General features: G+C 52.7%; 18 protein-coding genes. 7 read left to right on the top strand and 11 right to left on the bottom strand.

Features of this window, described 5'->3' with window-relative positions; translation table 11 throughout:
- The first annotated feature begins 39 nt into the window (after positions 1 to 39).
- Both JMJ04_RS22525 and JMJ04_RS22520 read left to right on the top strand, forming a co-directional pair.
- Entirely contained in the window at positions 40 to 399 is a 360-nt protein-coding gene (locus JMJ04_RS22525) for an ester cyclase (protein ID WP_201372716.1), read from the top strand.
- A gap of 885 nt (positions 400 to 1,284) precedes the next feature.
- Positions 1,285 to 1,938 (top strand): hypothetical protein, encoded by a 654-nt coding sequence (locus tag JMJ04_RS22520; RefSeq protein WP_201372715.1) that lies wholly within the window; start codon positions 1,285 to 1,287, stop codon positions 1,936 to 1,938.
- A 138-nt stretch (positions 1,939 to 2,076) separates the two neighbouring features.
- Here the strand turns inward: JMJ04_RS22520 and JMJ04_RS22515 are convergent, their stop codons facing one another.
- Positions 2,077 to 3,432, bottom strand: coding sequence for an NAD(P)/FAD-dependent oxidoreductase (locus JMJ04_RS22515; RefSeq protein WP_201372714.1), 1,356 nt, complete (start codon positions 3,430 to 3,432; stop codon positions 2,077 to 2,079).
- Positions 3,433 to 3,531: 99 nt separating this feature from the next.
- Positions 3,532 to 6,327: an NACHT domain-containing protein gene (locus tag JMJ04_RS22510; RefSeq protein ID WP_201372713.1), complete on the bottom strand. Its 2,796-nt coding sequence runs from the start codon at positions 6,325 to 6,327 to the stop codon at positions 3,532 to 3,534.
- Positions 6,328 to 6,743: 416 nt separating this feature from the next.
- Between JMJ04_RS22510 and JMJ04_RS22505 the strand changes: the two genes are divergently transcribed.
- From JMJ04_RS22505 to JMJ04_RS22485, 5 genes are all read left to right on the top strand, one after another.
- Positions 6,744 to 7,193 carry a helix-turn-helix domain-containing protein gene (locus JMJ04_RS22505; RefSeq protein WP_201372712.1) on the top strand — a complete coding sequence of 150 codons (450 nt, stop codon included), beginning with the start codon at positions 6,744 to 6,746 and terminating at the stop codon, positions 7,191 to 7,193.
- 304 nt (positions 7,194 to 7,497) lie between these two features.
- Complete coding sequence (locus tag JMJ04_RS22500; RefSeq protein WP_201372711.1) at positions 7,498 to 8,286, top strand: alpha/beta fold hydrolase; 789 nt, start codon at positions 7,498 to 7,500, stop codon at positions 8,284 to 8,286.
- 111 nt (positions 8,287 to 8,397) lie between these two features.
- A complete protein-coding gene (locus tag JMJ04_RS22495) occupies positions 8,398 to 9,654 on the top strand; it encodes a thioester reductase (protein ID WP_201372710.1) in 1,257 nt (418 codons plus the stop codon).
- 203 nt (positions 9,655 to 9,857) lie between these two features.
- Positions 9,858 to 11,210, top strand: a complete 1,353-nt coding sequence (locus tag JMJ04_RS22490; protein WP_201374464.1) for an RNA-guided endonuclease InsQ/TnpB family protein — start codon at positions 9,858 to 9,860, stop codon at positions 11,208 to 11,210.
- A gap of 62 nt (positions 11,211 to 11,272) precedes the next feature.
- Positions 11,273 to 12,235, top strand: a complete 963-nt coding sequence (locus tag JMJ04_RS22485; RefSeq protein WP_201372709.1) for an ATP-grasp domain-containing protein — start codon at positions 11,273 to 11,275, stop codon at positions 12,233 to 12,235.
- Between the two features lie 389 nt (positions 12,236 to 12,624).
- Here JMJ04_RS22485 and JMJ04_RS22480 read toward each other — a convergent pair whose 3' ends face one another.
- The 9 genes from JMJ04_RS22480 to JMJ04_RS22435 all read right to left on the bottom strand — a co-directional run bounded on the left by JMJ04_RS22480 (position 12,625) and on the right by JMJ04_RS22435 (position 19,480).
- The gene (locus tag JMJ04_RS22480; RefSeq protein WP_201372708.1) at positions 12,625 to 13,128 is read right to left on the bottom strand and encodes a hypothetical protein; all 504 of its coding nucleotides are present in this window, start codon (positions 13,126 to 13,128) and stop codon (positions 12,625 to 12,627) included.
- 94 nt (positions 13,129 to 13,222) lie between these two features.
- Positions 13,223 to 14,002, bottom strand: coding sequence for a hypothetical protein (locus JMJ04_RS22475; RefSeq protein ID WP_201372707.1), 780 nt, complete (start codon positions 14,000 to 14,002; stop codon positions 13,223 to 13,225).
- An 85-nt stretch (positions 14,003 to 14,087) separates the two neighbouring features.
- Positions 14,088 to 14,588 (bottom strand): transposase, encoded by a 501-nt coding sequence (locus JMJ04_RS22470; protein ID WP_201372706.1) that lies wholly within the window; start codon positions 14,586 to 14,588, stop codon positions 14,088 to 14,090.
- A 99-nt stretch (positions 14,589 to 14,687) separates the two neighbouring features.
- Complete coding sequence (locus JMJ04_RS22465; RefSeq protein WP_201372705.1) at positions 14,688 to 15,116, bottom strand: IS110 family transposase; 429 nt, start codon at positions 15,114 to 15,116, stop codon at positions 14,688 to 14,690.
- A gap of 497 nt (positions 15,117 to 15,613) precedes the next feature.
- Positions 15,614 to 15,811: a tyrosine-type recombinase/integrase gene (locus JMJ04_RS22460; RefSeq protein WP_236038581.1), complete on the bottom strand. Its 198-nt coding sequence runs from the start codon at positions 15,809 to 15,811 to the stop codon at positions 15,614 to 15,616.
- Complete coding sequence (locus tag JMJ04_RS22455; protein ID WP_201374535.1) at positions 15,766 to 15,987, bottom strand: hypothetical protein; 222 nt, start codon at positions 15,985 to 15,987, stop codon at positions 15,766 to 15,768. The genes JMJ04_RS22460 and JMJ04_RS22455 overlap by 46 nt, the downstream gene beginning before the upstream one ends.
- A 258-nt stretch (positions 15,988 to 16,245) precedes the next feature.
- A complete protein-coding gene (locus JMJ04_RS22450; protein ID WP_201372703.1) occupies positions 16,246 to 17,409 on the bottom strand; it encodes an RNA-guided endonuclease InsQ/TnpB family protein in 1,164 nt (387 codons plus the stop codon).
- Complete coding sequence (locus tag JMJ04_RS22445) at positions 17,387 to 18,019, bottom strand: IS607 family transposase (RefSeq protein WP_201372702.1); 633 nt, start codon at positions 18,017 to 18,019, stop codon at positions 17,387 to 17,389. Before JMJ04_RS22445 ends, JMJ04_RS22450 begins: the two co-directional genes overlap by 23 nt.
- A 246-nt stretch (positions 18,020 to 18,265) precedes the next feature.
- The gene (locus JMJ04_RS22435; protein ID WP_236038298.1) at positions 18,266 to 19,480 is read right to left on the bottom strand and encodes an IS110 family RNA-guided transposase; all 1,215 of its coding nucleotides are present in this window, start codon (positions 19,478 to 19,480) and stop codon (positions 18,266 to 18,268) included.
- Positions 19,481 to 19,949: the final 469 nt, after the last annotated feature.

Here is a 19,949-nt window from a genome sequence, read left to right as displayed (position 1 = left end):
TGGGCAAGGAATACAAACTCAGATGAAGCACGAGAAACTATGGGGCAACAGGATTGCGTTGGCTTTACCCATCGTGCCTATGAAGCCATTAATAGCAGAAACGTCGCGGCATTGGAGGAAGTCTTTGTTCCACACATTATTCGACATGCGGCAGGAGAGACTGGCATTAAGAGCGTCAAAAAGGCTGTGGCGAGCGCCTTTACGACCTTTCCTGAGAAGCGCTTTATCGTCGAAGATGTGCTTGTTGAAGACAATAAAGCTGCTCTTCGTGTCACTATTCAAGGCATCTCAACGGCCCCTGGACAGCCCTTGCCAACCATTTTGGAGATCTTTCGTGTCGAAAACGGGCAAGTGGTGGAAGTATGGGGTGCTGGAACCTCGCGTCGGCCCGGTGCATAAGGCAGAACGCAAAAGCTATCTTTTTTATGAAATGTGCTCAAGGAACGCAAAGGGTGAGCGACCTCGGTGCGATTGTCTGGAGAAGCCACTCCACAGCCGGCGTTTTCCATCAATACCTTGGAAAGGGGAGAGCAGGGTGCGAACTTTCGATCATCCATGGTATCCTTTCAGGTCTTAAGACACGGGGCTTCCTTATTGCAAACCCTGTGAGCATGGGCGTGAACGAAGGCTGCACGCTGCTTCCGGTCCTTTTGGGATGCGAATTTACCAAAATTTTGTATTCCACTATTTGTAGAATACCTTGCTCGAATAAAGACGCCTGGAGGAATGTGGTAGTGCTGTGAGGAACATCTGTATATGCACGTGTCTCTCTCATCTCTTCTGGAGAGTGAGAGGCATGCTGTTGGTAAGGGTATGGTTTTGCCGGGTACTTTACCAGTTAATTGGATACATTCACTTGATCATGAACGAGATTCTGCTAAGTATATTTACTAGCAATATATCTTCTATCAAGAAACATTCCTTGAAACTGCTGTGCTATGTATGTATAATTAAAAGCACCAATGCGACTTTAATTAGCAAACTCAAATGCAAAGTTCCTTAGAAGGTAAGGTTAAAATAAACTCCTCAATCTTTTGCCTTTGTACCAACTGCTCTTCCCATTATTGCCTCCTCCTTTAAGGTGATTTTTGCACTCTGCTTGCCGTCCTTTTTGAAGGGCCTTTCTCTCCTACTTCTGCACGCTTGTGCTTCCCTTCCCTGCTGTTCTCTGCTAGACTGCTTGTATACAAGGTTGTCTCCTCCTAACTGGTCTGACACGACGGCAGTTTGGATGGCATGCACCTGCATCCACGAGGAGACCACCGTTTTTCGTTGAAGGCACGTATGAAAAAGAGATCCACACTCCTTGAAGAAAAATATCCTCGTTCGGAACCCACTCCCCTCCCTATCGGGCCGGGAAAATGGGGAGCAAAGGTCATTTCTGAAGTGGCGAACCCGCTTCTTGTTGCCCTGCCCACCTTTCTTCTTGTCGCTCTTGCAACGGCACCGGATGTCCTCCACGCGCTCCTCTGGTGGGGTATTGCCGTACTCGGCATTTCTCTCGCTCCGCTCCTCTTCATCTGGCAAGGGGTGCGTCGAGGACGCTATAGCGATCACCATGTCAGCAAACGCGAGCAACGCCGGGTTCCACTCCTCTTTGGCCTGGCGTGTATGGTGCTTGCTTTCGTCTTGCTGCTGTTCTTGCATGCATCGTTACCCCTTCTTGCAACGGTGACTGCTACGCTGGTCGCAGTCGCCGTTGCTGCGGTTATCACCCAGTACTGGAAAATCAGCTTGCATCTGGTCGGGATAGCAGGCGCGGTGACGGTCTGCTGCCTGCTCTGGGGGCCGCTCTGCTTGTTCCTGTCACCGCTGGTAGTGCTTGTTGGCTGGGCACGCTGGCGGCTGCACGCGCATACATGGTTCCAGGCTCTGGCCGGAACCATCCTGGCCGTCAGCGTGACGCTCCTCATGTACCGCCTCTTTGGGCTGGTGTAATCGCCTCGTTTGAGCGATGACTGCCTCCCGTCTCTATCATGCTTTCCTTGCTCCTCAAGAGGTAACTCTACGAATGTGCAAAAAAGTATTGAAACTGGGGACGTGACCCCTGTCCACGCATCACACGCACCGGCACAATTACGTTACACTCTCCGGTGACGAAACACGCTTTTGAGAGGTCAAGACTTTTGCCACTATCCTTGGGTGCATGAGGGAGAGCGGAGAGCGAAGCATGTGGATCACCTCCAGAAAGGTTAGCCATATGGCCTGGTCTGTCGGCAGCAGTGAGATCAAGTGCTCCAGATACCAGCGAGATACTCTTCCTGTCAGGCTCTCTTTGGTCCCCGGGAGGGCTGCGGCGGTCGCTAATTGCCATGGCGTGGCAATAGCATGGGCCACTTTTCTCTGAAAACGATGAGCGAACCCTTGCTGTCTCCTGGCTTCGCCCAAGCAGACATCGAGCATGAGCGCTTCTAAGGCCGCAACTGTCATGCCTTGTCCGTAGATTGGATTAAAGCAGCAGGCCGCATCGCCGAGAACGAGAAACTGTTCCGGGTACCGCTGTAATTGCTCAAAATGTCGAATGCGATTTGCGGTGCGTCGATACCCGTAAATTGGCGAGATGGGAGTGGCCTCCTTTATTGTCTCGTAGAGCGTTGGGTCAGGAAGACTACGCGCGAATGTGAGGAATTCTTCCTCCCTGGTTGAGGGGTAATCTTTCTTCGTTCCCGCAAGAACCACCATCCGGCGGTTTCCCTCGATCGCCATTAACACGCCACCGCGTTGACTTTGCTGGGTTCCCTGGATGGCAATGAGTTTCCAGTCATTCCGCTGTGCAGGAGGCGTATAGAACCGTGTTGCGTACCCAACTAACGTATCGACGACGGTTTCTTTGGGTGCCTCATAGCCCAGTTCTTCCAGCCACCGCGGTGCGAGAGATGAGGAACCACTGGCGTCTACCACAAGGTCCGCCGTGATCTGGCTGATTTCTCTCTTCTCCGGGGGAGTATGCGTGCGTTCTCGGATGCACACACCGGTCACCTGTTTCTTCTCAGCAGACGCGACCAAACCAACCACTTCATGGCCTTCCTTAAAGCACAGGCTATGGTAGCCCAAAAGTTCCTGGCGAATTTGCCACTCCAGCAGTAAGCGTGAACTGGTCCATCCCTGGAGTAAGGTAGAGGGAATGTGGGGGCAACGACCACCGTAGTAGTACAGGCTTTCGTTGCCATAATCGTGTGCGATGGCCCCATGTGCAAGCAACTTCTTTCCCAATCCAGGAAAAAGGGTTTCAAGGGCCAGTTGCCCTCGTAGCAACAGCGTGTGAACCTGCCGACCCTGCGGAACTCCCGGACGAAAGATCGGTTCCTGTGGGTAATGATCTCGTTCCACAAGGGTGACGTGCTGAAAATGTTTGATGAGGACGCGCGCCGCTAAAAGACCTGCGATACCGCCTCCGATGACAAGAGCGTGGGTTCGTTGTAAGGTGTGCATGGTTTCTTCTTTACTCTTATTCTAGTATTTGCGCCAGAATGCCTCTTGGCTTTAGCCATAGGGATGAATCCTCCTGGAGGGCACGGTGGCGCGTTCCTCTCAAATTCTCTGGGTCTCTTCTGTTTGGTTTGATAAGCTGGCGAAATACTCCAGGAGCAAGCGATGCGAGAACATGTACCCTCCGCCGATTTTGCGCATGAATGTATGTTCCACCGCATCATCAAGGAAGCAAACATATTTCCAGGGGATCGAGCCAGCACGCCAAAGATACCAGCGAAGGATATAATGCTCAACGAACGCATTGCCACCATAGGCTGTCCAAAACCGGAAAGCAAAGATAGCGCCAAAGGCCAGCGTCATCCCTACCAGAAGAATCGACCATCCTGGGACGCCTGCCAAGCGAAAGGACAGCCCACTGGTGAGGCCACACGCGATGGCGCCAATGATGCCAAAAAGGCCAGCGGCAAAAAAGGCATGTTTGAGCGAGTTCTGAATACCTTCATTTGGTAGGAGGCGCTGATTCTCAGCTATCATATTGCTCGACCACCCGCTATTGAGCACACCCGTCAGGATGGCTGCCACGCCAGTGGCGATGCCGATGATCGAGCCATAGACCAATCCATAACGCCAGGCGTAACCTGCGCCATAGTAAACCTGGCCTGCGCATCCAAGGACCACGACCATCAGGATGAGAATGGTCCCTGCCATGGGCAACCCTTTTTTCACATTGGAGGCAAGGTGTTGGGTCACGTTCGCCCAGGACCATGCTACACTCTCGGCAGGCTTGATGGTCAGGCCAAGGTCTGGCACGAGCTCCGTGCCGTTCCCCAGGCCAAAGAGTATGCCACAGGCAACGCTGACAACGAGCCCATAGACCAGGGCCTCGATCACGTAGCCCCCGGCGAAAAGAGCGTAGGCACTCGTTGTCCCAATTCCTGAACACAGACCAAAGATGACAAAATTCACGAGGCGATCAACGAGACTGCGTCCCTGAAGCAACTTTTGCTTCTTCTGCTCTTTTGAAGCATTACCCCGCTCATAGCTCAGGCCAGCGATCAGCCCGGTCATCAAACCAACAAGCAATCCTTCAAAGACGCCAGTCCCGAGAGCGCGGTATATTCCCGTCGCCACCCCTTCTGTAATTCCAAAGAGCACCGCAGTAAAAAGGGCGATAATGCAGCCAAAGAGAAGACCACTGCGGAGACCGCTGAGTGCGACGCGTGGAAGGAACTGAAGGGTAATGGAGGGCAGTCCACTTCGTCCCACAATGAGCGCGGCAATCACATCGACAATAAAGGCGATAATCTCGAGACTTCCTCCACCGCGTAGTCCACCTCCCAATCCTGGTGCCATCCATCCCAGGATATGTACTCCCCACCCTTTCCCATTCAGATAGAAGGATAATCCTGATGGGTCTGGAACGGAGTCACTCATAAAGGCGCCAAAGAAGGCTGCATTCAGCAGTAAATTGAGCCCGAAAATGATCCGAATGATGGCATTTCGATATGAGCGACGCACATGACTCTCAAGCCAATCAGGTTGCATATGCTCAATATAAAACTCCGTTTGCTTGTGTTGGGTCAGTTGTTGGGCGAGCCACGCTAACCAGTGCTTCGTCTGCTCAAGCGTATACCCATGTTTGGGGCCTCGTCGCAGGAGGACCCGCTCAACATATTTTGCGAAGAGAAGGTCACGGCGTATCTGGGGGGATCCAACGGCGAGAATTTCGTCATTTGACACCCCTTGATAGGCAGCCATCAATGTATTGAGCATCAATGGTGTTGAGGCCATTTCTTGCAAGGCTGGGTCATGCTGGAGTGCCAGTTGCAGCGCTGCCAGGTCTGGGCCAACGTGAGTGATATACTCATTGACCTGGTGCGTGGTCAGTGGTTGAACGGCAATGGCTCGATTGAGCAAGAGACGAGCTGGCTGCGACAAATAATCAGCAGACCGACTACAAACGACAACGGGTACCAACCCACGATTTCGCCGATAGGTATTGATTTCCTCGATACATGCGGTGCGATACTCGGAAGCTATCTCGTCTAGTCCGTCGAGCAGCAAGACGATCTGCTCTGTCTCCATCCATGCCAGGGCAAGTTTGGTTGGAACCTGGTACTTGGCATGAAGCTCCTCCACAAGCCAATCCTGTAACGGCTGCCGCTTTTCCAACCATTCCGATAGATTAAACACGACTGGTATGGGGTGTTGCTCATCGCGCTTGGCTCGCGCTAGAAGCGTGCGCGTAAGCGCTAATAATAATGTAGTTTTGCCTGCACCTGGCTCTCCCAAAATAAGGAGTTCTCCATCAGCGTCATCATAGACCTGGCTGATATGACTTCCAACAGGGAGGAGGTTTCCTGGTCGCTGTGCCGATTCCTGCGCCACGTTCCGCCAGGGATTCTCAACGACCTCTGGTTCCTCTCGCAAGGACAGCAAAATGAGGGCCTTCTGATAGAGAGAATGCTCTAGCCCATCGGTAATCCAGCGCATCTGTACTCGTTTGAGCATCCGTTGGCGATTCTTGTCCCCTCTCAGCACGACGCCATCTCGTGGCAGCGATGGCATTGCCAGAACGACATTCCCTGCGTGTTGAATTTCCTGGTGAGAGATATCTGTGAGGAACACAGGGTCCGAAGGAAACATATCTACCTGAGCCTTCTCATTGTGTATCCCATTTGCCTCAGCAGCTTGCAATCCTAATTGCTCTGATGATTTGCCTAATACTTCACACAGTCGAGGGCGTATCTCTAACGACGGGGAACGTATACCCCGCTCCCAGGACCTCACTGTTTGCTCCTCAACATGGAGCTCAAAAGCCAGGTGGCGTTGGGTCCATCCTCGTTCCTGGCGCGCTTGCTTCAACAAAGTATTCGCGGCTTTTTTCGTCGTCATCTACTTTGGTCTCTCCATCGGTAAAGCAAGTGAAAACATATAGAGAAGAGAAGACATTGTTTTACAATGTATGTATTATCTCTTAAAAAAGATGCATAATGCATCTACGGCTCAAAGATCATAACATGTCTTGTGTATTTTCACAAGTCTTTTTTACTAGAAATAAGGACCCTACGTGCTGCAGAGATGTTGTATAGATGTGGTACAGGCATTGTATCGGTAACGTATCGGTGTTGTATCTGTGCAATCAAGCAAAAAAGAGACATACTTTTGATGAACATGTTGCCAAGAGAGAGGGTGGTATGCCTCTTCAATTTTCTCAGCGTCGTTATCTTCACATTGCAGGTGACGGCACAAGTACGATTCTGGCCCGCCATCTTCAATTCTCTTACCAAGAATAGATAGAGAGGAAGGCAATGATCTTTCTTGAGGATGATATGTCGCCTACAGGCCTACCATCTTTGCCACAGGAGCAGGGTGGAACTTCAGGTCACGCTCCGGTACTTATTTCGTTCTTGTCTTATAAGGCGCTGATTTTTCACGAGCGTTTTATCTACATTTTTCAGCGGAAACAGTTGACCGAGGGCTTTCAACTGCATTGTACTCCCATACAATGTCGCCTGCTGGCGGCATTTTTATCCCATCCTGAGCAAGTTCTTTCCTTTGGTGACCTGGCTGCCTGTGCTTTTGGCCTTGATGCCGATCACTGTGATGCACCAGAGATTGTAACGCTCCAAAAGCACGTGTCCAAACTCAAGCAGAAACTCCCACCGTTTCTGAAATTAGCTGTGGTTAAAGGGCATGGATATGTGCTGCACCATCGCCAGGAGGGGCACAAGGCGGAAAGCAATCATACGTCTGAATGATCTCACGGCTGTTGGTTTTCCTATATACATAGTACTTTGCCCGGAATTGGGAAGAACTTCGCGCACTATTGGGTGGTTTAGATCTTCCCTTGTCTCCTTGTTTCCAGGTACACTTGTCACGTACCTCGCGACATGGACCGAAACATCCCTGGATCTACACTGGTGATGGTGATGATAACTGTGCGCCAGGAATCTATCCAGGACTGCTTCTCATGACAAAGGCTGAGCGCTTTCAGTATGTCTACAGTACAACAGTATGTCCAGGCAAATTACAAAATTTTGGTAAAATGGAGGACTTTTCACGATGGCAACATCCATTTCCCTTTGCTCTGATCAGCATCTTTCCCTTTATCCAATTGGACGGAGGCTATGGTGCCGGTTCGCAGGCACCCCTCAAAACCCACCGTTGCTCTTGCTTCACGGCGAGTGGCAAAGTAGCGCGGTGTTTACGCCGTACATGGCATCACTTGCTCGCCACTACTACGTTGTGGCGCCGGATCTCCTTGGACATGGGTTTTCTTCCAAACCAGCGGAACAATCTGCCTACACTATTCCCGCCTGGGTTGAAGACGTGGCGATCTTATGCGATACCACCCTTCACCTGGATGGCATACATGTGGTCGCACTCGGACGCTTTGGCATGTGCGTGCTCGATGCGTTACAGTGGCATGCGACGCTCGCAGAGCGCCTGCGCGCGTTCACCATCCTTCCTTTCCCACACATATACCCGTTTGCCCTTCTGACGCGTTTGTCTTCACCTGACGTTGATGTCTCCTACAGTGCCGCTCACGAGCTTGCCTCGCTCCTGCTTCCCCTCTTTCCACAGGACGGTATCGCTCCTGAGCGTGCACACGGAGAACTGGTGTCGCAGATCCGGTTGGTGCACCCTCTGGTTAGTGCAGAACTCTGCCACCTGGTGGAGTATATGGAAACGGAGTACACCCGCTGGGGAAAGCCGCTCATGATCCTTCAGACGCTCAAGGATCTCTCGGGCCTTGTAACGCAGAGCAATGCATCTCTTGCCGGAGGAACCGGCTCTCAGGAGCACGAATCGAGCGCATGTACGGCGCTTGTCTCCGAGACACCTCTCTAAAGCTGGTGTGCATCCGTACTATGCGCTCTTGTATTGGCCTCATTCACTCTATGATTCGTTCATCCATGACAACACGCCGTCACGTTGTCTATAAAGAGAAAGAACATCGCTATGACTCGTACTACGTTTTCTTCTCCTGTGCACGCGCAAGCACCGTCCTCACCCGTGCATGATGAGCAGCAGGGATTGCCATCCTCCCATCTGCTTCTTGAGCAGGTGCTCACCAAAAGTGAAGCCCCGCTCGATGCCGCTGTGCTCACGTGTCTTCCTCCCCTTCAAAAGGAGGAAGCTTCGCTCCTACAGACCTGGCATCAGGGACGCCCCATACTGACGCAGATCGTCACGACGCAGCTCGGACGGGTGGGAACCTTTCTTTTGCCCTTAGAGGATACCCACAGTGATGAACAGCGGCAGCAGAAGGTGACTGAGCAGGCCTGCAAAGCTGTGGCCCTCGCTCAGGCCTGCGGTGCTAGAAGCGTCTCCCTTTCAGTGCCCCTCGCCTTGCAGACCAGAGGTGGGCAAATGATTCGAGAGCACCAGGTGTCGTGTGCCGGTCGTCGTCCATGCCTTACCACCACGGACGCCACCACCAGTGCCGCGGTCCTCCTGAATCTCGAATGGATCCTCACACGCGTTGGTCGCGATCTCTGCCGTGAACGGCTTGCGGTGGCAGTAGGACCCGATGATTTCGTCAGTACGTTTCTTCGTCTCCTGCTCGCCACGCGACCGCATCCCGTATCTCTGATGCTCTGCACGCTTCCGGGGCAGGGGACGCATGGTGAGCACCTTGTGGCGGAACTGTTGGTGTCTGGCTTTCGGGGAGACATCGTGCGCAGCGAGATGCGAGCAGGGGAGATGCTGCCAGATGGCGTGTATGAGGAGGGCACCCTGCTCCTTGGGACAGGCGATTTGCTCAGAGGACTCGATGTGCAACGCCTTCGCGCCGGGACGATTCTCCTTCGGCTTCCGTCGGCTCTCTCCCCAGAGGTGTCAGAGCCCCTCTCGGCTCGGATACGCGCACACCAGGATATCCTTGCTCCTCGGGGAGATGAACTGACCTCTCCAGCACCGATGCGAGAACTGCGAGTGTTTGCGAGTGGGTCACTGCTCGATTTGCTCATACAAACGGGGGAAGGGGGTGGGCTACGCAACCCATACCAGGTCAAGAGTTCCCTGCTTGCCGGGCTGGCGGTCGCGAAACTCGATGTCCTTCCGACCTCTGGATGGGTCGACACCAAAACGGCGCAGAACTACTACTTCGCGCTGAGACGGGCCGGGTTCCGAGGGATGGCACCTGATCTGGGTGTGCATGATTCCCCATCGCTCTACCTCACGCAGTTTCGCGCCCGTTTCCGTCACTGCCTTTGACCAGGGGATCTCTCCACCGAGAGCTGTGTTCATGATACAGGCGGCGCGGAACTCCTGCGTTTCAACCAGGGGAGGAAGCGCCGCCATCTCAGGGGCTTCACAAGGAGTAGAACATTTGTTATACTGATGGGTATGGATGTACAGCACATCACACATGTCACCTACAAGCTGGCTTCCTACTTTATCACGAGAAAGCGAACGACATCAAGCAGATCATCACCGCTAAACTGAAACTTCTGCCCACGCCAGAGCAGCAGCAACGCTTACGCCAGACGCAACTGGCGTACCGCGACGCGCTCAATGCGGTGAGTCACTATGCCTTCGCGCACGGCAAAACCAGTAGTGTGACCAAACTGCACAAAGGCATGTATGCCGAGCTACGCGCGCGCTTCGGTCTTCCCTCGCAACTGGCCTGTAGCGTGGAACGGCAGGTCTCGGCAACGTACAAAGGGCTGTGGACGAAACTGGTGAAGAATATCGAGCATCGCCGAGCTAAGATCACAAAAAAGCGCTTCAAGGGATTGGACCAGCCGCCACAGTATAGCTCCCCAACCGTGCAGTACACCTACGCGCGGGACTACACCTTTCAGTGCGAGAGCCGGGTAAGCATCGGCACCCTCACCGGACGCATCAGCATCCCCTATCAGGGCTACGACAAGCAGACGGCCCTCATCCAACACGGGGCGCGCATCGGAGATGCGAAACTCTGGTACGATCAGCCAAAGAAGCAATTCTATCTGCTGGTGTCCTTAGAGATTGAGATTTCTGATCCCACTCCTGCACAACTCACCGAAGTCGTTGGGGTGGATGTGGGTATCCGCTACCTGGCGGTCACTTCCATCTCGACCGGCAAAGCGAGCTTTCACTCAGGAAAGCGAGTGAGGCACCGAGCCAACCATTACGCACGATTACGCAAACGCTTGCAGCAGAAAGGCACTCGTGGCGCGAAACGTCGTCTTAGACGCATTGAGCAACGAGAGAGACGGTTGAAACTGCACGCCAACCACATAGTCGCCAAACAGATCATCGAGCAGCACCCACACGCCCTGATTGGGCTGGAACAACTCACCGATATCCGGGAGCGGACCAGACGCAGAAAGCGCAAGCGCACGACAAAGGGGAAGGGCATCGAGGCGGTGTCTGCGAAGGCTCGCAAAGCCAATCGCGTGCACTCGCAGTGGTCCTTTGCCGAACTTCAGGCGCTTGTGAGCTACAAGGCCACGCTTGCCGGGTCGCTCGCCGTCAAGGTGGATGCGAACTACACCTCGAAGGCGTGCCCGATGTGTGGGCACACGGCTGATGAGAATCGCCCGAACAAGGGGTTGCGCTTTGGGTGTCAGCAGTGTAGGTACACGCTCCACGCTGATCTGATTGGCGCGAGGAATGTGACCTTGAGGACGCTCTTGATCCGGCAAGACTGGATCAGGACGGGGTTTGTGTCAATGGCCCCTGATGCATCGGACGGTGAAGCCAAAGCGGCGCGCCTGCGAAGGTACGCCGAGGTGCGGTGGAGTCCAGGTGTAACGAACAAGCCTCCGGTCTCTGACCGGAGGTGATTGACATGCCTCACGAGCAAGAGGTGCTGGGAACGTGCTTTCTCAGACGAGGAAGACAAAAGATGACGCAATTGTACCCTCTCGTCGCACTTGCGACCTGTGCGGACGACTTTTATCGCGATCACGATGACCTGGTCGTGCAGCAAGCGCTGAGCCGCCTGGGTGTCCATGTCGACCTGGTCTGCTGGAACGACCCTACCTATCAGTGGGAGCGCCCATCCCTGTTGGTCGTGCGCTCCGTTCGGGACTATAACCGGCAGCGTGGTGCATTTTTGCACTGGGCGCGTCGTGTCGCCCGGCAGGCGTTGTTGCTCAACCTGCTTCCACTCCTGGAGTGGAACACCCAGCGGTGGTATCTCCGTGATCTCGCGGCCCAGGGGATCCCGGTTGTCCCGACCCATTGGGTGAAGCCAACCACTGCCGCGCCTCCGTCACTGGCACACCTCCTCGCAGAGCGTGGCTGGCAAGAGGCGATAATCAAACCGGTTATTGCCACTGGTCCCACCGGTCTTCGCCTGGTGACACGTGCACAGGAAAGCCTGATCCAGGGACAGGCACATCTCGATGCTTCCCTGGCTCACGGCGCTGCCATGATGGTTCAGCCCTTCCTTCCCGAGGGGGAGCAGAGCGTGATGGCGATTTGTGGACAGATTACGCATGCCGTCCATACGCCTTGCCAGCTCTCACAGGAGGAGGATGAGGTGAGGAACGCTGTTGCGGTTCCACTACAGAGGGACTATGTGGCCTTTGCTCGTGACGTCCTTTCTCGTCTTTCCCCAACCCTGTTCGCGCGTGTGGATCTCCTTCGCGATACAACCGGGCGTTTGCGGCTGAGTGAACTCCATCTGGTTGCGCCACACCTCTGTTTCCAGTGCTCTTCTGCGGCCTGTGACCGCCTGGCGAGAGCGCTCTCTCGGCTCGCTCATCAGCCCTCGTTATGGCGCCAGGGACATGGCCTCTCGGGAGCAAAAGATGAATTGTTGGACAGGCATTCGGCCGCCGTGCAGCATGTCGTCATCCGCTAGGATGTGACAGGCCTGACTGAAATGCTTCGCAAGGAGTTTGCCTTCCATATGAAACAGTTTTTCCTTGTGACAGCAGAAGGTGGACTAAGATCCTAGCGAAAATGTGCAGTAAAGCAATTTGTTATATTTGAGAGAAGAAGCTACTTCTTCACTTGCGGGGTGACGAACCTGGTCCGCGTAGTCCGCGTTTCTGGACGTAGGTGTTAAGCGAGTGATGGTTCGGATAGTTGAGGATTTTGGCGATCTTGCGCACGGAAAGTCCGAGATTGAGCAATTCCTTGATCCGTGGGAGATCGGCGTCAAATAGGGGGGTGCATATCCCCCTGAAACCTTGTACTCGTTTCCCTATTTCATTGCTATTTTTTGCATCAAAGCAATATGATCTGGATCTAATTGCCTCCCCAAGTAATTAGATCACCAGTTCGGCCATCAAAAATCATGTAAACCTTCTTGAAGCTAAGAAGTTGTCCATTTGGCTTAGCTACAGTATCTAATTGAATAGGTTGGGTATCAGTAAATTCTACATAGCAAAGCGTAGGAGCTTCTGCGCTAAAGTCAGCATTCACCTTTTTCCCTAAATCCGATGAAGACATAAAGGTAATAATGTGTTTGAGCTTAGATTTTTCTCCCACCGGATAGGGGTTTGTCTTGAGATAGGCCTCAACGTCGCTAGCAGTAAATGTTGGCAATGCGTTATTATTGGCTTGCAGCTTGTTGCTAGCAACTGGTATACCTTTCATATGTCCAGCTGATATTGTATGTGCAGGGGGAGTAAAACCTTTGGGGCCATGGCTTCCTGATCCTGAAGCATTTTGTGGATTTGCTATAGTAACAAACAAAAGCACTGTTAAAGCAAGCGCAGCAAGTAAGCCAATTAGAGCGATGCGTTTCATTTTTCCTCTTCCTTTGTGGTATGATGCTGTAACAGCTAATTCATTTCACAAATTTCTTACATCTTCCTCCGTAAGAGAATACGAGTTTGCGGCCTTAGCACGTACATGCCCACCAGCTTCCACCTGATGTGCTTCCACTTGGTCTTGTATTCCAATCTGAATAAGGAGGACTTGTATTTTGAGTTACAAATTCCCCTATCTGTCCATCTTGGAATTGATAATTGTATGAGCCATTACTTGGACTTATGTATTGATTGTAATTAAAGTTTGCGGCACCATCCGACGAAACGCCCGAGCCACCTATTTCTTGTCCTATTTGTATAACCGTAGCATTCATTGAAAGAGGGAAACCATTAGGAAGCCAAGAAGTGGCGTTTCCATATATTGCAACATTCCAATGACTGCTATCCTCCCACCAGACATATACAGCAGCAGGGTGGCCAAAATCCCCATATGTACCTGTATGCAAGCCTCCAGAATCATATTCATGATAGTCAGTGTCACCTGCACTGTATGCCCAATACCAGAACTCATATAACATGGTGCTATGGACCTTGTAGCCTCCCTCAGCCCATTGAGAAAGATCTGAAGTTGTCACCCATAACGTGTTATTCATAATGAGGGAACCTGCATGGAGCTGTACAACATCCATTTCTGTATAAGCACCATGGTTTGGTCCATTCCAATCATTTACTCCATAACAGCGAGCAAAACCTACACAACTATAACTCATGGGGGCATGCTTGGCTAACTCTGCCGCCTTTACCTGTCCTGAAGAGCAAAAAAAATATACACTTAGGAGGATTAAAAAAACGGCAAATAACTGCATTTCTGAAAGGGGTAGCGCTACGTAAGATACGGTATTGTTTGTCAAGAGGAGCATTGCTCAGTTTACCAAAAATAAAAAACATGTGGGATATGAAGAAGAAAACATTTTCTTCTCTTGATGTGTCAAACTATCAAGCCGTTTTTTGTGCTCTGGCTGCATACAACGGATCAAAGTCCGCCTCGTTTTTGACGACCGCAAAGGCAATGTGTAAGAGCTTTCGCGCCGCAGCGCAGCGGGCGACCTTCATGGGTTTGCCTGCCGCTCGTAAACGATCATAAAATGCCTTGATCACGGGGTTGTATTGAGCGGCACTCAAGGTTGCCAGATACACTGCCGTACGAAGTGCAGCATTTCCTGTATGCCCAATGCTTGCTCGCCCATGGACACTGGTTCCCGATTGGAAGGGATGAGGAGCCAGCCCAGCATATGCCGTCAGTTCTTCCACCGTGTTACACAGCGTAAAATTGAGTGTCGTAACCAGGAGCCAAGCGGCAGTCAGTAGCCCGATCCCAGGAATAGTCTGGAGCCTGATGGCGGATGCTGTCCATAAGGAATCAAGAGAAAGAGCCTCATCAAGCTCGGCCTCTCCTTCCAACATCTGTTCGGTCAGCGACTCTATCAAGAATTGCATGCGTGTGTGTACGGAGGCAATCACGCGCGGGACAGTGACTCAAGGCATGCAATTGGTTGCGGAGCTGTTGACGCATGTGCATGAGGCTCTCACGTTCGTTCAATCGTTGATAGAGTTCAACAAAAATGGCCGGAGGAGGGTCCATACGGCTGGCTGAAGCAAAGCGGCGAGTTGCGCCAGCGTTTGAGCATCGATGGCATCTGTCTTTGCTTGCTTAAGTAAGGCTTTGGCAAAATGGTGAGCCTGAGCTGGGGTAATGACACTGATGGCGAAGCCAGCTTGAGCCAGGGTGGTTGCCAGCGTCATCCAATAGGAACCAGTTGCTTCCATCACAACAAGAATGCTCTTGGCTGAATGCCCTGTAGCGAGCAAGCGTTGCTGGAGCGTCTGGAAGCCTTGAGGGGTCTGATCAATAGTGAGCGCGTGCCAGATCTTCCGGGAGGGTTCCTTCCAAGCGACAGATGCCGTTACCGCTGCGATGTCAATGCCAACGAAGAGGTCATACAATGGTTCTGGTGAGGATGTCATAGCGACTCCTTTCGTCTGATCGAGAGAGAAATTCATTCCTGTCTCGGACCTGGGGCAAGGCCAGTCTTAGCTCGTGATACGTGGTCAAAGCCACACCATACGGTTCAAACTTGGGCCAGCCCGAGATGATGGGGGACCATCTTACGTTCGCGGTCGAACCGCTGCTGTCACCTCGTCCTCACCATCATCTTGGAACCGATGCTCCTAGTATACGAGCTGTCACCAGGCCACCTTTGAGCAGAAAAGGCAGTTGGTAGAATTGCTCGTCGACCGCGTGGTCGTCACGATGGATGAGGTGGAGATCCGCTATGTGATCCCCACCTCACCGCGCAATGAACAGGTTCGTTTTTGTCATTTGCTTACGGACTATTCAGCCGCAAGGTAGCGGGTATAAACAGCATAGAAGACAAAAGTATCTTTCTGTTGTTTTACTGAATGGGAAAATGTTCCATGGCTTGATTGTAAGATGGTTGCGCATCCGCCAGTGAAAGCCTGGATTAGATTTCGAGTGATTGTCGTGTGGCGTGTCCAGAGTAGGGCTGGATCAGAGCATCCTCGATGCCCTCTTTTTTCAGCCAGGTGAAGAGAAAATGCCTCCATTTGTGGGGAGACATGGAGCGCGTGATTCCAGCAGCCTGGGCGTAGCGCGTCAGCATTTTGCGCACCCCTCGATCTGTGTACCGACGCTTGCGCACCGACTCGAACAAATAACTGCTCCACGGACCTTCATCTGCTCCATGTGCAGTGCGAGCAGTTCGCGGAAAGGGCGAGGGAAGGGAACCTGGCGATCCTTGTTCCCTTTCCCCTGAATAATGCGAATCAGGCAACGCTCGATATGGAGAGCTTCGTGTTCAATAGCCGAACCTACCATTTACTGGCATCGGCTCGTTTAGGCTAACCCTGCCAAAATTGACAAGGAAGCGAGCTCTGCTTGTCCTCCCATCACGTTTTTGGAAGAGATCACAGCAAATGCTGTGAGACCAGGGGATTTTGTGCCTGGCGAGAGGCAGCATACCACGTTTTCTGCTCCGATTAATGTAGGAAAACATATGCAAGCACCGCTCTCCTACACCTTTCGTTGTTGCTGCTTCCTCCGTAGGAGCCGCAAGACAACCTGTGCCTTTTGGTCTTACCCCGCGTCCACAGCCAAGTTTGCGTCTTCGTCCGAGCCAGTACCGGAGACGGCTTGATCTATCAGCCCAATCAAGCACAAGGCTTCATGCAGGATATTCAAAGCTGCATTGTAATCTCTATCCTGTTCAAATTGACAATACGCGCATTCGGCATTCTGGCAGAGAAACACCCGATCTGACAATTGCATGTTTTCCCATTTCCAGCCGCAGCAGTGACACGTTTTGCTTGATGGAAAGAAGCGATCCACTTTGATCACCTGCCCGCCGCGCTGCTCCACTTTGCTTGTCAAAAGCGACAAGAGCTTGCCTAATGCCGCATCCGAGAAGGACCGAGCGAGCTTGCGATTCTTCAGCAAGCCCTTGAGATTGAGGTCCTCAATGCCGATGATCCCGTAACAGTTCGCGAGCCGGGTGGTCAGCTTGTGGAGCACGTCATCGCGCAAACAGGTCATCCGATAATGGAACCGTGCTACCTGCCTGCGTGCTTTCTCCCGATTCTTTGAGCTGAGTTTGCGGCGATGTAAGCGTTTGTTGGCCCGGCGCAGTTTCTTGAGGGCGGTCTTGAGGAAAGCTTGGTTCTCGATTTCCTCTCCTGTACTCAAGGTCGCCAGGTGGTTGAGACCCACATCAATGCCAATGGCAGCTTGCTTTTTCTCTGGAAGCACATTAGGCAGTTCGACCTGGATACTCACGAACCACCAGTCTGCCGTCTTCGTGATCCGTGCCCCTGTCACCTTGCCCTGAAAACGCACATTCTCGGCCATATTCACCCAACCGAGTTTGGGGATCCACATGCGATGATCGCCTACCTCGAATTGATCATTAGCAAGATAGAAACTCGGTTTACTGCGCTTTTTGCTTTTGAACTTCGGGCGGCGGGCACGGCCTTCAAAAAACGCTGTAAACGCCTTGCCTAAATCAAGAAACGGCTGATCCGAGGCGTTCTTGGTGACTTCCCAGGTCCAGGGGAAGTGCTCACGCCGGATGGAGTTGAATTGCTTCTTGAGCTTTAATGCTGTCGGCTTTTCTCCGGCCTCGTATTGCCGATTCCATTCAGCTAAGGCCCAGTTCCAAACGAACCGTGCGGTTCCAGCGGCTTTGGCAACGTAGATGGTCTGCTCAGGCGTGGGATGGAGTCTAATCTTGTGTGCCTTGATCATCCTTGATGTCCTTTCCCAGCGCCGCCGCTCGAATCAGATTTTTATGCGAGCGCAGACCATGGAGGCGGGCAGAGAAGACAGTCACAATGGCGATCAAATCCCGCACGAGTTCTTCTTCGGAGGAGAAGGTTTCACCGTTAATCACGGTAATGTCAGTTCCGTGCCGCTGGCAAAACTGCTCAAACCAGTCATAGCCAAAGCGCACAAAGCGATCCTGGTAGCCAATGATCAGCCGCTTGACCTGCCCTAACTCGATGAGTTCAATAATCTGATGAAAGCCCTTGCGCTTGTAGTTAAGCGCGGAGCCAATATCTTCGATCCACTGATCGACTTTGATGCCATGTTCCACGCAGTAGGCTCGCAACGCTTCTTTCTGAATGGTGAGATCCTTCTTCTGACCGGGAGATGACACACGGGCATACGCAATCACTAATCCCTGCTCAGACGAAATCAACCCGCGATACTGCAAGTATTGTTCATGCGTGTAGTAGCGCCGATTCGTCGGACTCCGGTACGCGGGCAAGATGCCTTTGCGATCCCATTTTTGCAGGGTATTGACGGATTTGCCAATCAGTTTCCCAAATTGTTTGGGTGAATACGTATGTTCCATGCATACAGTTTAATATATTATCCTAGCTTTTTCAATACTGTTGAAGGCTCTTTTTCTTTCTACTTGACAGGGTACTTCATCGGTCACTGCAAAAATCTATCATAAGGGTGCTTATGATAGATTTTTGCAGTGACCGATGAAGTACCCTGTCAAGTAGAAAGAAAAACACGCAAAATCCCTCTGACCCCGCAAAGGCTCTGGGGCCTTCCAGATGAAAAACCTCTTTGATGATCTCTTTGGGCAGGCTCAACCGGAACGAGTCGATGCTGGTAAATGATAGGTCCGACCATTGAAGACGAAGCTCTCCATGTGGGCTCCGATCCCGAGCCGATCCAGTTCGCGGCGCACAAATTCGACACGAGAAAGCCCTTGTCGAGTCGCGGTCGATTTGTTTCGTGCCCATTCCATAATCGCCCGTGTGACCATCGCTTGATCGGCCTGCCGATCAGCCTCCTGTTTGGAAAGCACATGCCAGATGATCACGAGCAGCTTACGTGCAATAGCTACAATGGCTTTCTTCTTGCCGATCCGCATCGCCAGTCGCTCAAACTGGTCTTTCCAATGAGGATGGTGCTCGACCGCCATCCAGGCTGCTTCGACTAATGCTGCCCGCATGTCCCTTCGCCCCTGTTTGGTAATATGCCCGGTTTGGTAGATCTGCCCAGAAGCGTGGACACTCGCTCCCAGACCAGCATATCCCACGAGCTGTTTCGCGCTGGGAAAGCGGGTAATGTCCCCGATAGCGGCCAGGAGGATGAGGGCATTGATGACCCCAATCCCGGGCACCTGGAGCAGAAAAACCACCTGACTTGCCCACGGCTCAGTCCCACTTAAGCGAGTCAGTTCCGTTTCCACCTCGCCAATCAACGGCTCCAGACTCTCTATCAGGCTCAAGTCCTGGCGGATACGCAGTTTCTCAACTGCCGAGAGGGAAAGGTTCTCCCACCAACTCTGTTGGGCTGGGGCGAAGAGTCCTGCAGATGGCGGGACGATGTTGTAGCGGTGCAAGGTGCTGCGCAGCCGGTTTTTGGCCTGGGTACGCTGACGAATCAAGCGAGCCCGATGCGCGAGGAGCCCGCGCAACTCACGCACGTTCTGAGGGGGAATCCACACTGCAGGAATGAGACCGGCGGCCAGAAGTCGAGCCAGGTGGAGGGTGTCTCGTGCATCGGTCTTGACCCGAGCAGTGGTAATGAGCTTTACGAGGTTGGGATGAGCGACGGTCACAGAGGAAACCAGAGGGTGGAGCTGGTCGCACAGATGCCAGGCATTGGTGGTAGCTTCCAACACCACTGCATCAGTTGAGCAAAGATGCTGCTGACTCCAGGAAGGAAGATCATCCAGATCCACTCGACGAGGAGAGAGCACCACCTGTTGAGTAGTATTGACGGCTCCGACGACGACATAGTGCTTGTGAACATCCAGGGCAACGAAACGCTCTCCAGACACATCTGCAAGCATGAGGTATGTCCTCCTTGTTCAGGCAATGACCAGAACGAGAGTACGCCGTTTGGGTTTCGCAGTGTTCACACACCGATTCGGGCTGCGCTCTTTCACGCTCCCAGTTTAGCGGACTCGACGGGTGGCCAAACATCCTATCGGGCTTGGTGTCCCAACCTGCAAACGGGCCAACCCTGACGCCGCGTACCCTCGGCGTCCCCGTCAGCTTGACCTCACAAGGATACCGGAACAACGCACTCTCTGCAACTGACATGCTAACATCCTAGCCCTACCTCTAGTTATCTTCCAACCTTGCGCAAGCAAGGGATGAAACTGCTTTCTGCACTGGAGCAGACGCTGGCGGGCAATCCCGTTCTTCCCGCTTTTTCATGACCCTACTGAATAGTTACTATTTTGGATCGTATCCTGGAGGTACCTCATAAACGGTATACCCCGGCAACCGACGGTCAACTACGTCCCATCGTCGGCC

This window comes from Ktedonobacter robiniae, assembly GCF_016587375.1.
Taxonomy (GTDB): Bacteria; Chloroflexota; Ktedonobacteria; order Ktedonobacterales; family Ktedonobacteraceae; genus Ktedonobacter; species Ktedonobacter robiniae.
The sequence above is the reverse complement of the archived record's forward strand: the minus strand, read 5'-3'. Positions and strand labels throughout refer to the sequence as shown.